A 14,282-nucleotide genomic window follows, 5' to 3' on the forward strand; every position below is an offset into this window, starting at 1 on the left:
GGGCCAGGCCTCGACGGCGACCGCCAGGGGACGGGCGCCCGCTCGCTCCGGATACGACGGACGCGGCCGCAGCAGCCCCTCGTAGACGCCCACCAGGTCCTCGCCCTCGGGGCTCCGGCGGCCGTTGCCGACGCCGTAGAGGGGCACCGGCCCGACGCCTCCGTTGGCCACCTCGAGATGGAGGCGGCGCAGCGCCTCGGGAAGGACGAATCCGAGGCGCGCCTCGGCCTGCTCGATCTCCGCCGGCGTCGCCCGGGGATGGACCGGGCCGCCGCTGTCCAGGCAGTGCTCGCGAACTCGCGTGATCAGGCCGGCAAGGTCCACGATCGCCATGATCGTGCATGCTGCCTGAACGGCAGGTCGGTCTGCATGTCGCCCGGCGAACCCTCCCGGAGGGCGGAGCCCGCACGCCACCCCTGGCGCCGGCCCCGCCCGGGAGGTCAGACCGGCGGGCATGAGCAGACCCGACGCGGCCAATCATCAGGAACGCCGGCGGGCGTGGTTTTCTTGCGCTTCGTGGCGTTGGGAGTTCTCTAGGCGGGGCGATAGACCCCCGCGCCGGTGCGCTGGAACTCGTCCGCCTTCTCGCGCATCCCCGCCTCCAACGCCTGCTCGGTCTCCAGCCCGTGGGTGCGCGCGTACTCCCTGACCTCCTGGGTGATCTTCATCGAGCAGAACTTGGGGCCGCACATCGAGCAGAAATGGGCCCGCTTGGCGGGCGCGGCGGGCAGGGTCTCGTCGTGGTAGCGGGCGGCGGTGTCGGGGTCGAGGGAGAGGTTGAACTGGTCCTCCCAGCGGAAGTCGAATCGGGCCCGCGAGAGCTCGTCGTCGCGCCCCTGGGCGCCGGGGTGGCCCTTGGCCAGGTCGGCGGCATGGGCGGCGATCTTGTAGGCGATCACCCCGTCCTTGACGTCCTGGCGGTTGGGCAGGCCGAGGTGCTCCTTGGGGGTGACGTAGCAGAGCATGGCGGTGCCGTACCAGCCGATCATCGCCGCCCCGATCGCCGAGGTGATGTGGTCGTAGCCGGGGGCGATGTCGGTGGTCAGCGGGCCGAGGGTGTAGAAGGGCGCGTCGTCGCACAGTTCCTTCTGCAGGTCCACGTTCTCCTTGATCTTGTGCATCGGGACGTGGCCCGGACCCTCGATCATCACCTGCACGTCGCGCTCCCGCGCCACCCGGCCCAGTTCGCCGAGCGTCTTGAGCTCCGCAAGCTGCGCCTCGTCGTTGGCGTCGTAGATGCAGCCGGGCCGCAGGCCGTCGCCGAGCGAATAGGTGACGTCGTACTCGCGCAGGATGTCGGAGAGCTCGTCGAAGTGCTCGTAGAGGAAGTTCTCCCGGCCGTTCGCCAGGCACCACGCGGCGAGGATGGAGCCGCCGCGGGAGACGATGCCGGTCTTGCGGCGCGCGGTCAGCGGGATGAAGTCGCGGCGCACCCCGGCGTGGACGGTCATGTAGTCCACGCCCTGCTCGCACTGCTCGATCACGGTGTCCCGGTATGCCTCCCAGGACAGCTCCTCGGCCTTGCCGCCGACCTTCTCCAGGGCCTGGTAGATGGGGACCGTGCCGACCGGGATCGGCGAGTTGCGCAGGATCCACTCGCGGGTCTTGGTGATGTCGCGGCCGGTGGACAGGTCCATGACGGTGTCCGCGCCCCAGCGGGCGGCCCACACCATCTTCTCGACCTCCCGCTCGATCGAGGAGGCCACGGCCGAGTTGCCGATGTTGGCGTTGACCTTGACCAGAAAGGCCTCGCCGATGACCATCGGCTCGGTCTCCGGGTGGTTGCGGTTGGCCGGGATGACCGCGCGCCCGGCGGCCACCTCCTCGCGGACCTTCTCGGCGGACACGCCCTCGCGCAGCGCGATGAACTCCATCTCGCGGGTGATCTCGCCGCGCCGGGCGCAGGCGAGCTGGGTGTCACGGTGCCCGCGCTGCTCGATCCAGCCGCTGCGCAGCGGAGGCAGGCCGCGCTCGACGTCAGTGGTGATGTCGGCGTCGGTGTACGGCCCGGAGGTGTCGTAGAGCACGACGCTGTCACCGGTGGACAGGACGATCTCGCGCATCGGAACGCGCAGCTCGCCCGTGGCGTCGGTCAGATAGGTCTTGCGGACGGCGGACATCGCGTCCTCACTCTCCCTACGCCGGCATTACCCGGACAGGTTCATGCGGTCGGCGACACCAGTGCGCAGCGCATTTGTTCAAGCTGCGGCCAGTCGCCCTCTCAGCCCGGTCCGTCCCGAGCTCCCGCGGTTCAGTTGTCTCGCTGACTCTAGCGCGCGGCTTCGGCAGCGCAACCGCGTCCGCCGAGCACGGCATCTGTCGAACACCGCGCTTACCGAACACCGTGCTTGCCGAACATGGCGTCCGTCGAACATTCGAGCACGGCGCCCATCAAGCGCCGCGCGCCGAACAGCACGCGCGTCGAAGACCCCGCATTACCTTCTCGGTCCGCGCCCGAATTCAGGCGCGGACCTCGACTCCCCGTCGCCCCTTGCGCCGAACGCCCGTCCGCGCGCTGCGCGGCCGGGGCATTCGCGTTTCCCCGCTACGTCGCTTTAGAAATCGCGGCGGTTGCGGATCTGCCGCCGCCGGTAAGCCGGAAGCGAATTCATGAACCGGTGGTAGCCGTACCACACGAGGGCGACCGCGCCCGCGCCGATCGCGACGAAGAACAGCGCGCCGAAAATAGCGTGGACGATCGCCGCGATGACCTCCACGGCGACGAACACGCCAATGATCCCAAGTACAGCCTTGAGCCAGAATGGCATGGTGCCTTCCAACCCCTTCACTACCCGTTGCGGCACCGCACGGTGCGGCGCCTGCACTGCATATGGTGGAACGACCGGCTCGGTGCCCCCGTTCCCGAATCCACGATATATCGCGTTCTCGCTCTGCGCCAGCACCCGGTAGTGGACCACTGGTGACCGGCGGACCGCCGATGACCGCATCTGCATGATGTCCAGGCGGCGGAGCGCTCATGCGTATCCGCGCCGATTCGAACTCGCGATCGAACGGCTCCCGGCGGACGCTCTTCGAGAGCGCCGCCGCCGAGAGTGGATCAGGACATCGCCATCACGGAGCGGACGCTCTGCGGCGTGGAGGCGTCTTCATGTACTGAGGGATACGGCAAGGCGTGAGGGTCGAGGCGCCCACAAATGGGGACGCGATACCGGACGGCCGTACCATCAACGAAGAAGCGGATCACATCGCAGGCCCGCGCGCAGCAGGCCACAGGACCCGACGGGGGATCAACCGCTCGACATTCACGCGGCCCACGGCCGAGCGGAGTATTGAGTCCTGTCCGCGGACAGGACTGAGCCCGCCGGGACCTGGCGCACCCCGGCGGGCTAGGAGTGGAGGTTGTTCAGGCCTTCTTCGCGCGGGACGCGGTGCGCTTGGTAGCGGCCTTCTTGGCCGGCCGCTTAGCAGCGGCCGCTTTCTTCGCGGTCGTCTTGCGCGCCGGACGGGTCGCGGGAGCGGATTCCTCCGCCGCCACGGCCGCCGGAGCGACGTTCGCGAATGCGCTTCGGCACTTTTCCAGCAGCTTGCGCAGCGACTGCTGGTCCGCCTTGGTCAGCTGCCCACTCAGCAGCTCTTCGACCTCGACGATCTTCTTGTCGGCGCGGCCGAGCAGTCGCTTGCCCGCCGCGGTGATGGTGGTCTCCATCGCGCGTCCCTGACCCGGCACGGTGCGCCGCTCGATGAGACCTTTGACGGTCAGGTTTCCCAGAACCGTGGTCATCGTCTGCGGGGTCACCAAGCACCTACGGGCAAGTTCCGCACCACTGATACCGGGCGTGTCAGCGATCACCAACAGCGCCTGGTACTGCGGAACGGTCAGGCCCATCGGGCGCAGCGCCGCGTCTTTCGCTCCGGAGAGCTCTTGCTCAAGGCTCTTAACCATGTGGCCGAGCCGGTCATCCACTGCTGTCATGGCGTCGATCATATCCTGTGTCGCACAAAATGCCCGTTTTTGCGGCGGGCTCTGACGCGGATGGGTGATACACAACGCTCTGCGAGCGCCACCCGAACCTATCTACAACAGCTTGCCACACCTTGTTGGCCGAAGAGCAGTACTTGCGGCAACATGCGGCCATGAAGAAATTCGCGATCAAGATCCTCGTCAACGCGGTGGGTCTCTACGTGGCCTCACTCGTGGTGCGAAACGGCGTCGCATTCCACGGAACCGGGTTCCAACTCGCGGAGACGGTGCTGATCGTCGCACTCATCTTCGGCCTGGTGAACACCTTCATCCGACCGGTGGTGAAGCTGTTCAGCTTCGGAATCACCCTGGTCACGCTCGGCCTGTTCACCTTTGTCATCAACGCGCTCATGCTGTGGCTGACCTCGAAGATCTCCGAACACTTCGCGGTGCAGTTCTACGTCAAGAACTTCCTGTCCGCCCTGCTCGGTTCGCTCGTGGTGACGGCCGTCGCGCTGGTGCTGCACGCGGTGCTGCCGGACGACAGGAAGAAGTAGGCAGGCCGCGGGCCGCGTTTCCGCAGGCAGTCGCGACGACCGGGAAACGATCACGAGTGGAGAACAACACACGGACTCCGATGTACCGGGTCTGCTTTATCTGCACCGGGAACATCTGCCGCTCGCCGATCGGCGAGTCGGTGCTGCGCTCCCGGCTGCGTGAAGCGGGGCTCGACGACCGGGTCGCGGTGGACAGCGCGGGCACCGGCGACTGGCATGCCGGCGACGAAGCGGACCCGCGCACGGTGCGCGTCCTGGCCGCGCATGGATATGCGTCCCGGCACATCGCCCGCCAGTTCCAGCCCGCCGATTTCGCCCGGCGCGATCTCCTGCTGGCGCTGGACCGCGGGCATTTACGCACGTTGAGGCGCTGGAAGGCACAGTGGGAGCAGGCCGGCGCGGCGGATCGGACGGCCGGGCCAGAGCTGCGCCTGGTGCGCGAGTTCGACCCGGCGGCGACGCCCGACCGGTGGGATGTCCCCGATCCGTACTACGGTGCTCTGGCAGGCTTCGAAGAATGCCTGGCGATGGTGGAGTCGGCGATGCCGGGCCTGCTGCTGCACATCGAGTCGGCGCTGGAGGCGAGGGCACTGTGATCGTGCGGGGCGGGATCGAGTGGGCCGGATCCGCCGAGCCGGACGGGCGCACCGAGCACGGAGACACGGTATGCGGACAGAGCGCTGAGTCGTCCGGGAAAAGTTCACCGGATTGGGCCATCCGGGTGAAGACGAACCCTGTCGCGCGTCGGCGCGGCGAACGCGACGCGGGCGTGGCGCGGAACCGGACCGCGGCGTGACACGGTGTCGGAGGCTCTTCGAAGAGCAGTGTTGGAGCACGACCGGGCGGCGTGAGAACGTGGCCGCATGATCGGCGACGAGGTGGCCGAGTTGCTCGGGACTCCGGTGGCGGGCGTGACAGCCCTCGGCACCGGAGCCGGCGGCGCGGGCACGTACCGGGTCTCGCTGCTGGCCGGCGGCAACGTGTTCGTGAAGGCCACCGGCGGCCAGGACCCCGGCTTCCTCGAATCCGAGGCGCGCGGATTGCGTTGGCTGCGCGAAGCGGACGCCGTCGCCGTGCCCGAGGTGTTGGGCGCGAGCCCGAAGCTTCTGGTGAGCACCTGGATCGCCCCGGGCCGGCCCACCCCGCAGACGGCGGAGGAGTTCGGCCGCGAACTGGCCACCCTGCACGCGCGCGGCGCCCAATCCTTCGGCGCCCCAGAACCCGGATTCATCGGCTCGCTGCCGCTGGACAACACCGAAGACGAGGAGTGGACCCGGTTCTACCCGGAGCGCAGGGTTCTGCCTTATCTGCGCGGCGCGGTCGACCGCAGCGCGGTGGATCCGGAGGGCGCCGCCGTCATCGAACAGGTTTGCGCGCGCATCGGCGAACTCGCCGGACCGCCCGAGCTGCCCGCGCGGATCCACGGCGACCTGTGGGCCGGCAATGTGCACTGGGACACCCGCGGCCGCGCCTGGCTGATCGACCCGGCTGCGCACGGCGGCCACCGGGAAACCGATCTGGCGATGATGGCGCTGTTCGAGCCGCCCCATCTGGAAGCGATCCTCTCCTCGTATGACGAGGTGTATCCGCTGGCCGACGACTGGCGCGAACGGGTGGGCCTGCATCAGCTGCATCCGCTGCTGGTTCACGCAGTCTTGTTCGGCGGTTCGTACGGTGCCCAGGCGGTGGCCGCCGCGCGGCAGTATCTGTGACCGTAGGCACGGCAATCCCGGTGTCCGCGCAGGTGAAGCCCGTGTCGCGGGCACTCGTCGCGGCCCGGGTTTGAAACAATCGCGTCCCAAGAGGGCAAAGGGTCGGTCAGGCGGCGTACCTGAAACGTATGGTCCCGTACTACAGTGCCGACCGACCACTGGGCGCGGACAACCACGAACGGTCCCGGTGTACGACCGGTGGCCGGGGCCGGGCGACGCGGTCGATCCGGCAGGCGAGCGATGGAGCGTGACGAGCGGTGACTTACTGCGGCTCCTGCGGCGAGCCGGTCGAGGGCCGGTTCTGCCGGATGTGCGGCGCGGCCGTCCCGAACGGTCCCGCCGCCACCATGTTCCCCGGCGCCGTCGGATCGGCGGCGCTGCAAGCCGAGCCGACCCAGATGCTTCCGGGCGCGATGGCGGGGGCGATGACCCAGACCCTCGGCCCGCAGCCCGAGCCCATTCCCGCCTCGGATTTCGATTCTCTGTTCCGTCAGCCCGACGGAGCGGTCACCCCGCACAGCCAGACCCGGCTGCTTCCGCCGGTGAACGCGGATTACCGCATGCCGCCGCCCGGCGCAGCCCCGGACGGCCAGCCCCAGCGCGGTGCCTTTGGTCACGGTGCCGTTGATCCAGCTTCCGGTTATCCGGTCGGCGACTATCCTCCCGGCGCCGGCGGACCCGGTGGGGAAGACGACTGGTACGGCGAGCCCGGGCGGGGCCGCAAGCCGATCGTGTGGGGAACGGTCGGCGCGGTCGTCGCGGCGGCGGCCGTCATCCTGGGCCTGCTGTACGTCGGCAACCACAACAACGCCGCGTCTGCCACTACCGCCCCGCCGTCCGCAAGCGCCAACAGCATCGCCGGTACGCCCACACCCTCGGTCGGCGACATCAATCTGCCCGCGGCCGGGCAGACCTCGTCCAGCCCGTCGGCCTCCGCGAGCGCGTCGCAGTCGGCGACGGGGAACACGAACCTGCCGCTCACGCTCGGCTCGAGCGGGCGTTACGTGACCTATGTCCAGGAGCGGCTGCACCAGCTGAAGTTCTACCAGGGCCCGATCAACGGACAGTACGACCAGGCCACGGCGCAGGCGGTCGTCGACTTCCAGGGCGCCGCCCACGTGACCGGCGACCCGGCCGCCACCGTCGACCGGCCCACGCTCACCGCGCTGATCGCCGCCGGCACCCGGCCCAACCTGAGGCCCGGCAGCAACGACGGCGGCGACATCAAGCGACTCCAGCAGGCGCTCGACTCCGCGGAGAACGCCGGGCTCGCGGTCAACGGCCGGTACGACGCGGCGACCGTCGCGGCGATGGTCCGCTATCAGTCCGCCGTGGGGGTCCCGTCGACCGGTATGGCGAACGGACCGACCTGGGCGGCGCTGCAATCGGGCTCGGTGATCTGATCCCGGGCGCCGGGTTGGATCAGCTCAGTCTGGATCAGCGCAGCCCGGCCGCGTCCAGCAGCCGGTTGCGCTCGACCTGGCTGATCGCCGTCCAACGGGTGGAGCGGATCGCGCCCTCGAGGGCCAGCAGCGTGTGCACGCATTCCTCGCTCGGCGTCTGTTCCGCGATCATCGACCACACCTGCAGCGAGCCGAGCTGTCTGAGCTGCTCGAGGGTGTCGATTCCGACCGAGCGGAGGCGCTCGGAGAGCACCGGGCCTATGTTGACCGCCCGGTCCGTCGGCGTCCCCCGCGTCGATCCCACCGCCATGGCCGCACGCCCTTCCTCGATGTCCGCGCCGGGCCGGAAGCGGCCGCGTCGGCTCTTTCCTCGAGATTCGCCCACCGAACCGGCGGCGTCCAGCCTGGTCGTCCTTCCGACTGACGCGGCATTCATCCGCTTTGCCTCTTTTGCCGGGACACGCCGAAGGAGAGCCTTTTCCCCGTTATCGACGGACTCCTCGTCACGGCCCGTCCGAATCAACGCGGATTGCGCGGTTCGGGGTGTCCCCGGACACTTGGGGCATGGCTTGGCTCCTGGTCGTCGTCGCCGGCTTGCTGGAGATGGGGTTCGCCGTATGCCTCAAGCAGAGCCACGGCTTCTCCAGACCCTGGCCCACGTTCGGCTTCGCTCTGTTCGCGATCGGCTCGTTCGGCCTGCTCACGCTGGCGCTCAAGCGGCTCGAGATCGGACCGGCGTATGCCGTGTGGACGGGAATCGGCGCGGCGGGAACAGTCGTCTTCGGAATGTTGTTCTTGGGCGAAGGCGTATCGGCCGCCAAACTGGTGTCGGTGGGTCTGATCGTGATCGGGGTGATCGGGCTCAACCTCTTCGGGGCGGTGCATTGAACGGGAGCGGGTTGAGCGGGCGCGGATTGGGCGACCGTAGATTGAACCGCCGGTTGGTGGGTGCCCGTGTAGCCCGGAGGAGGTGTGTGGGCGGGCTGTGATCGGCCGGTTACCGACCGGAACATTGTGCGGCTTAAATATCGATCCTGTGTCAGAACCGTCCGACGTGGTATGGGACTGCTGCTCAGCGACTATCTTGTGCGGCGTAAGGAAGAGCAAGGAGGGGCCATGGACGTCGCCGATGCGACGCCCTCGCTGGAGGAGACGGTGGCCTCGGCCGAGGCGGGACTGGCCGAAGCGCAGATCGCCCTCGAAGTCACCAGGGTCGATCTCGACCGTCTCACCAGGATGCATCACCATCACCTGGGTCCGCTGTACGACCGGCTGGACCAGCTCGACCTGCTCATCGCGGAGGCCCGGGCGGCTGCCGGCGACGCAGAGGCAGCCCGTCGCGCGTACGCGCTGCGCTACGGGTCGGATGCGCCTGTGCCTTTCGATCCTTTGACCGACCCGCTCGCGGAACCCGAGCCGCAGCAGCCGCAGATCGATCCGGATTACGCGAGCACGCTGCGCTTCACGGAGTCCGCCGAGCCGGCCAAGGCCGACGATCCGGCGAAGGCGGTGCAGCGGCTTTACCGGGACCTGGCCCGCCGCGTCCATCCGGACCTGGCGCAGGATCCGGTGGAGAAGGAACGGCGCAACGCGTTCATAGCGCGGGTGAATGACGCCTACAAGCGCGGCGACCTGTACGAGCTGCAGCGGCTCGCCGAGGAGTGGGCCGTGATCAGCGCGAACGGGCCGGAGGTCGGTACCCCGGAGCGAGGGCTCTGGCTGCGCCAGCGGCTGATATGGCTGCGCGCCCGCGTCGCCGAGGCCCGGGTGGAGCAGGAGACACTGCTGTCCAGCCCGCTCGGGCAGGTCCTCGCAGAGTTCGGACCCGCGCGGGCGCTCGACGTGCTCTACGCCCGGCTCTGGGAGACGATCCAGCTCAAGGAACAGGAGCTGAATCTGATCTATGCGACCCCGGATGCGGGCACCGGCCACGGGATGGCGATCGGCGTTGCCCAACCGCTGAACGGATCCAACGGGCACGCACATCAGTTGCTGGACGAACATCAGTACCAAATGCATCAACCGCAATATCAGTACCCCTATGACCCGGAGTCACAGGAGTCATATCCGACTCAGGGTTATCAGACACAACTTCAGCAGATCCAGTTCTCGCAGCCCGCGCAGCCGCAGCCGGTCGAGCAGCCCGGGCAGGGCTTCTTCGGCTGAGCCGCGATCGCCGCGTGTCCGACAGATCGCCGTGTGCTCAGCACACGGCGATGCTTTTTGCGCCTCCGCCCGTCCTCAGTCGAGCCCGGCGGCCACCGCGCGGCCGGTCGCCCGGTCGAGCAAGTACGGGTAGATGTCCCCCGAGCCGCTGCGGATCTCGATGATCTCGTCCTCGATGCCGGAGCCGAAGCGGTCGGTCAGCTGCGGGGCGGCCATCGCGGTCGGGTCCGAGTCAGCCACGATGTTGAACCAGCGGCGCACGGAGGCCGGCCAGTGCCCCTGCCCGCTGCGCGGGGCGGGCTCCAGCCGGGCGAAGACCTCGTCGGACCCGCACATCGGCGCCGAGAGGGTCACGAGCGTGACGGAGGCGGCGTCGCCGAGCGCGCAGAGCGCCTCGTAGGCGACCAGGGCGCCGAGGCCGTGGCCGACCACGACCCGCGCGGCGGGCCCGATCACGCTCTGCGTCCGGTCGCGGGCCTCGTGCCGGAACTTCTGGTCGGTCAGATAGCGGCCGAGCATGCGGGCTTCGAGCAGCGGCAGCTCGGGCGAGCCGCCGAAGTAAGGGCTCGCACCGAGTCCGTGTACCGCGGATTCGACGTCGAAGAGTGCCGGGTCCTCGGCCGGCTGGCCGTCGACCTGGCCGATCCTGGTGGCCGCGTTCCACCACCAGCGCAGCACCTCGGTCGCCAACCGCGCCGCGTCCGAGGAGACCTCGCGGGCCGAGGCGGCCCCGTCGGACGGCCGGTTCGCCGCCTCGGCGAGGTCGAGCACGGTGATCTGCTCGGGGCCCGGCACCCGGCCGCGCACGGCGCGCACCGAGGAGATCAGCGAGTTGACGACGCGCTGGGTGGGGTCGGTCTTCTCGGCGCCGAGCACGCGCCCGACCCGGCCGCGCCAGCCGGGCCGCCGCTCGCCGGGATCCTGCGTCTGCGCGCCGCCGCCCGCCCTGCCTGCCACCGCCGCCCCGTCGCCCGGATCGCCCTCCGGGGCGGGGTGCGTCGGCGCCGGTACCACGACTACGAGCGTCACCCTGAACCCCCTCGAAAGTCGGTGCCACACTCACCACGCTCGAGCCGAACACGGTGCCTGTGTCCCTAGAGCCCGCTTCCTCCACCTTGTGTGATTCCAACACCGTGCGGGGCTGCAACACCCTGTCCGGTGCCAACTTAGTCCGCTGCTCACACATCCGCACCGCGGCGTCCGGCACCGCTCCCTTGGCCGAACGCGGGGTGCCATCGGGCGCGCCTGTGCACCCGAACCCGACCTGTGGCCGTCCCGCTCCAGCTCACCGCCCCCTGACGGGAAGCCGGACGGCAGAGACGGCCGCGTGGCCTAGCGTAACGGAGTTAGGACGTGAAGTGAGTACCGCAGACGAAATTCCTACGGCAACGTGCAGACGCAAAGTGCGTGCGCGAAAGGCTCATCCCTGTAAGCCTTCAGCAGGCCTTACCGTCGCGCACCGAGGCGACCCATTTCGCGGCCTCGTCGAACTCGTCGTCGCTGGTGCCGCGCCGCACCGGTGATCCCCGGCCGTCCGCGCGCGGGTACGAGCCGAGGTACCGCACGTTCGCACAGGAGCGGCGCAGCCCAGACAGAGCATCACCGACGCGGGCGTCGGCGATGTGGCCCTCGCAGTCGATGAAGAAGAAGTAGCTGCCCATCCCCTGGCCGGTCGGGCGGGACTCGATCCGGCAGAGGTTCACGCCCCGGGTCGCGAAGTGCTCGAGGATCTCCATCAGCTCGCCGGGGTGGTTGTCCTGCAGGCCGACGGTGACCGAGGTCTTGTCGAGGCCGGTGCGGTCCGGGATCGCTCCGGGCCGGGTGACCTGGACGAATCTGGTCTGGGCGCCGTCCACGTCGTGCACCGCGTCGGCGAGCACCACCAGGCCGTAGCGGTCGGCGGCGAAGGCGCCGGCGAGGGCGGCGTCGTACACGCCGTCGCGCACCTGGCCGGCGGCGTGCGCGTTGGACGTCGCCGCCTCCCAGCGGGCGTCCGGCAGGTGCTCGCCGAGCCAGCGGCGGCACTGCGGCCCGGCGACGGTGTGGCTGGCCACCGTCTTGATGTCCTCGAGCCGGGTGCCGGGCCGGGCCAGGAGGGCGAACGAGATCGGCAGCAGCAGCTCGCGCACGATCACGAGCGGCTCGCCGGTGGCCAATTCGTCCATCGTCGCGGTGACCGCGCCCTCGACGGAGCTCTCCATCGCGACCACGGCGGCCGCGCATTCGCCGCAGCGGACTGCGTCGAGCGCTGCGGGAACCGTGGGGTAGGGCACGGCCTCGACGGAATCAGACTCCGGCAGCGAGAGCAGCGCGGCCTCGGTGAAGGTGCCTTCGGGGCCGAGGTAGGCGTAGCGCGGGACGGATTGGACTGGCATGGGCCCACGGTACTGCGTTACGCAGGAGTGCTGATGGCCGGTTTCGGCATGCGGTCGGGGAGGACGATTCGGAATCGTTTGGACCCACCGGGCGCGGCCGTCCGGGTGATTCGGTCACGACACGGTGTCGGTTTTCCCGCGCTTTGCGCGCGTATGAATCCTGGCGAGCGGTAATACGTAACTGCGTGCCCGTCGACCGTGGGAGGTTGTGGCTCGTGGACGTCAACTGGACCCTGCTGCTGCCGCGCGAGGCGGAGAGCGTGGGCAAGGCGCGACGTATGCTGCGGGATACCGCGACGCTCGCCGGGGTGGATCCCGAGGTGTCCTTCGACCTCGGCGTGGCGTTGACCGAGGCGTGCGCGAACGTGATCGAGCACGCGGGTCAGGCGGAGGGCTACTGGGTCGCGGCGGGGATCAGCTCGGACCGCTGTTGGATCGACGTGATCGACAACGGGGTGGGCTTCGCGCCGCGGCGGCTGACCGAGCACGCCGCCGGGACGTCGCGGTGGCAGTGGGCGCGGATCGCGCCGGTGCCCACCCAGGAGGCGCCGGCGCCGCAGTCGGCCGTCTCGCAGGCGTCGGTCTCGCAGATGTCCGAGAGCGGGCGCGGCCTGATGCTCATCGAGGCGCTCTGCGACCGTGTGGACATCCGCAACCACCCAGCGCGTGGCGCGATGATCCACTTCGAGCGCGATCTCAAGCCCCAAACGCAACTTGCCGCCTGAGCTCGCGACCCTGAGGACCGGCTCGTCGAAGACTTCGCGACCCCGAGCACGTCGCAGATCCACAGGCCGAGCGCCCGGCGCCCGGCCGAAGTCCATCCTTACGATGTTCGTATGGGCAGATCTGCGCCTGACCGCGCTTCGTTCGACCCCACCCCGTTCGACGCCGCACCGTTCGACGCTGTGGTGCTCGCCGGGGGCCGGGCGCGCAGGCTGGGCGGCGCCGACAAACCGATGGTGGAGGTCGGCGGAACGGCTCTGCTCGATCGAGTTCTGGACGCCTGCGCACAGGCGGGCGCGCAGCGTGCGATCGTCGTCGGCCCGGAACGGCCGATCGCGCACGCGGTCACGTGGGTAAGCGAGCAGCCGCCTGGCAGCGGCCCGGCCGCTGCGCTCGCCGCTGCCTTGGAGTCCTGTGCGCACGACTGGGTCGGAGTCTTCGCGGCCGATCTCCCCTTCCTCGACGCGGACACTATCCATAGCCTGTGGATAACTATCGAGTTCGCGGAATCCGCCCACGACGGCGCGGTCGTTCTCGACGAGGACGGCCGAGAGCAGTGGCTCGCCGCGCTCTACCGGCGCGCCACCCTCGAAAACGCGGTCGCGCGGATCGGCGATGATCAGCTTGTCGGCCTGCCGTTGCGCCGGTTGGTAGGCGATCTGCGCCTGCTGCACGTGAAGGGGCGGTCGCGGGCGCTGATGGACTGCGACACCTGGGAGGATGTGGACTCGGCGCGCCGGATCGCCGACGGCTGACGGCCACAGGAGCGCCCACGAAGGGGATGACACCGATGTTCGAGGCATGGCTGCACGAGGCCGCCACGGAGCTGGGGCACCCGGAGCTTGAGCTGACCCGCCAGCAGCAGGACGCAGTGCTCGACCTCGCGCGTGCGGCGGCGCACGGTGTGGCCCGTCCGGCCGCCCCGCTCACGACCTTCCTCGCCGGCTACGTGCTCGGCGCTCAAGGCGGCTTGGGCGGCCTTGAGGACCTCGTTGCCCGCCTTTCCGCGGCGGCCGACGCGCGCGGCGCCGCAGCGTCCGAATCTGGAACTGATACCCCCTCAGAATCCTCAAACTGACGCCAGCGGCGACCGTCGTCGTCACTGTGCGCGAAGACGAGAACGCACCGCTGGTCCGCTAATCCGGCGCGGACACCGTCATCACCTCCTCCGACGCGACCGGGCAACTGCTCAGCGTCTCTACCCTCAGGCCTCGGGCCGGTCAGGTGGTGATGGACCTGCTCTCGCATGGCGGCGGACTGGACATCGTCAAGCGGCCGGCCGACGAGAGGGATGTCGGTCGCGGCCCGGCTTTTCTACCCATCCGCGCAGGTTGTGGGGCGGCCCGCGGGCGCGGCGCAGTTCGCGGAAGAACCGGCATAGGGTGGGAACATGAAGGCCATCCAGATTGCCCGGCCGGGCGGCC

Annotated in this window: 16 protein-coding genes; 9 read left to right on the forward strand and 7 right to left on the reverse strand. The window is 69.5% G+C overall.

Annotation, left to right across the window (positions count from 1 at the left end):
- From VGZ32_RS27675 to VGZ32_RS27690, 4 genes are all read right to left on the reverse strand, one after another.
- Positions 1–333, reverse strand: a 333-nt coding sequence (locus VGZ32_RS27675; RefSeq protein ID WP_326889171.1) for an SMI1/KNR4 family protein, incomplete at its 3' end; no start/stop codon positions are given.
- A gap of 200 nt (positions 334–533) precedes the next feature.
- Complete coding sequence (gene thiC / locus VGZ32_RS27680) at positions 534–2,120, reverse strand: phosphomethylpyrimidine synthase ThiC (protein ID WP_326889172.1); 1,587 nt, start codon at positions 2,118–2,120, stop codon at positions 534–536.
- 435 nt (positions 2,121–2,555) lie between these two features.
- A complete protein-coding gene (locus VGZ32_RS27685; protein WP_326889173.1) occupies positions 2,556–2,954 on the reverse strand; it encodes a hypothetical protein in 399 nt (132 codons plus the stop codon).
- Positions 2,955–3,364: 410 nt separating this feature from the next.
- Positions 3,365–3,934: a MarR family winged helix-turn-helix transcriptional regulator gene (locus VGZ32_RS27690; protein WP_326889174.1), complete on the reverse strand. Its 570-nt coding sequence runs from the start codon at positions 3,932–3,934 to the stop codon at positions 3,365–3,367.
- Positions 3,935–4,095: 161 nt separating this feature from the next.
- Here VGZ32_RS27690 and VGZ32_RS27695 point away from each other — a divergent pair, with 161 nt between their 5' ends.
- From VGZ32_RS27695 to VGZ32_RS27710, 4 genes are all read left to right on the forward strand, one after another.
- The gene (locus VGZ32_RS27695; protein WP_326889175.1) at positions 4,096–4,479 is read left to right on the forward strand and encodes a phage holin family protein; all 384 of its coding nucleotides are present in this window, start codon (positions 4,096–4,098) and stop codon (positions 4,477–4,479) included.
- Between the two features lie 80 nt (positions 4,480–4,559).
- The gene (locus VGZ32_RS27700; RefSeq protein WP_349263776.1) at positions 4,560–5,075 is read left to right on the forward strand and encodes a low molecular weight protein-tyrosine-phosphatase; all 516 of its coding nucleotides are present in this window, start codon (positions 4,560–4,562) and stop codon (positions 5,073–5,075) included.
- A 267-nt stretch (positions 5,076–5,342) separates the two neighbouring features.
- A complete protein-coding gene (locus tag VGZ32_RS27705) occupies positions 5,343–6,191 on the forward strand; it encodes a fructosamine kinase family protein (protein ID WP_326889177.1) in 849 nt (282 codons plus the stop codon).
- Positions 6,192–6,448: 257 nt separating this feature from the next.
- Entirely contained in the window at positions 6,449–7,594 is a 1,146-nt protein-coding gene (locus VGZ32_RS27710; RefSeq protein ID WP_326889178.1) for a peptidoglycan-binding protein, read from the forward strand.
- A gap of 34 nt (positions 7,595–7,628) precedes the next feature.
- Here the strand turns inward: VGZ32_RS27710 and VGZ32_RS27715 are convergent, their stop codons facing one another.
- Positions 7,629–7,904 (reverse strand): TfoX/Sxy family DNA transformation protein, encoded by a 276-nt coding sequence (locus VGZ32_RS27715; RefSeq protein WP_326889179.1) that lies wholly within the window; start codon positions 7,902–7,904, stop codon positions 7,629–7,631.
- A gap of 254 nt (positions 7,905–8,158) precedes the next feature.
- On the opposite strand from VGZ32_RS27715, the gene VGZ32_RS27720 reads away from it, so the two are divergent.
- Together VGZ32_RS27720 and VGZ32_RS27725 are read left to right on the forward strand one after the other, a co-directional pair.
- Positions 8,159–8,482, forward strand: a complete 324-nt coding sequence (locus VGZ32_RS27720; RefSeq protein ID WP_326889180.1) for a multidrug efflux SMR transporter — start codon at positions 8,159–8,161, stop codon at positions 8,480–8,482.
- A gap of 228 nt (positions 8,483–8,710) precedes the next feature.
- Positions 8,711–9,760, forward strand: coding sequence for a J domain-containing protein (locus tag VGZ32_RS27725; RefSeq protein ID WP_326889181.1), 1,050 nt, complete (start codon positions 8,711–8,713; stop codon positions 9,758–9,760).
- 75 nt (positions 9,761–9,835) lie between these two features.
- On the opposite strand, the gene VGZ32_RS27730 is transcribed toward VGZ32_RS27725, so the two are convergent.
- Together VGZ32_RS27730 and pheA are read right to left on the reverse strand one after the other, a co-directional pair.
- Positions 9,836–10,789, reverse strand: coding sequence for a hypothetical protein (locus VGZ32_RS27730; protein WP_326889182.1), 954 nt, complete (start codon positions 10,787–10,789; stop codon positions 9,836–9,838).
- Positions 10,790–11,196: 407 nt separating this feature from the next.
- Positions 11,197–12,135 (reverse strand): prephenate dehydratase, encoded by a 939-nt coding sequence (gene pheA, locus VGZ32_RS27735; protein WP_326889183.1) that lies wholly within the window; start codon positions 12,133–12,135, stop codon positions 11,197–11,199.
- A 215-nt stretch (positions 12,136–12,350) separates the two neighbouring features.
- Between pheA and VGZ32_RS27740 the strand changes: the two genes are divergently transcribed.
- The 3 genes from VGZ32_RS27740 (at position 12,351) to VGZ32_RS27750 (ending at position 13,936) form a co-directional block, all read left to right on the forward strand.
- Positions 12,351–12,860, forward strand: coding sequence for an ATP-binding protein (locus VGZ32_RS27740; RefSeq protein ID WP_326889184.1), 510 nt, complete (start codon positions 12,351–12,353; stop codon positions 12,858–12,860).
- A 111-nt stretch (positions 12,861–12,971) separates the two neighbouring features.
- Entirely contained in the window at positions 12,972–13,613 is a 642-nt protein-coding gene (gene mobA / locus VGZ32_RS27745) for a molybdenum cofactor guanylyltransferase (protein ID WP_326889185.1), read from the forward strand.
- Positions 13,614–13,648: 35 nt separating this feature from the next.
- Positions 13,649–13,936 (forward strand): DUF6457 domain-containing protein, encoded by a 288-nt coding sequence (locus VGZ32_RS27750; protein ID WP_326889186.1) that lies wholly within the window; start codon positions 13,649–13,651, stop codon positions 13,934–13,936.
- Positions 13,937–14,282 lie beyond the last annotated feature (346 nt).

Source organism: Actinocrinis sp. (assembly GCF_035938995.1).
Classification (GTDB): Bacteria; Actinomycetota; Actinomycetes; order Streptomycetales; family Catenulisporaceae; genus DASZGI01.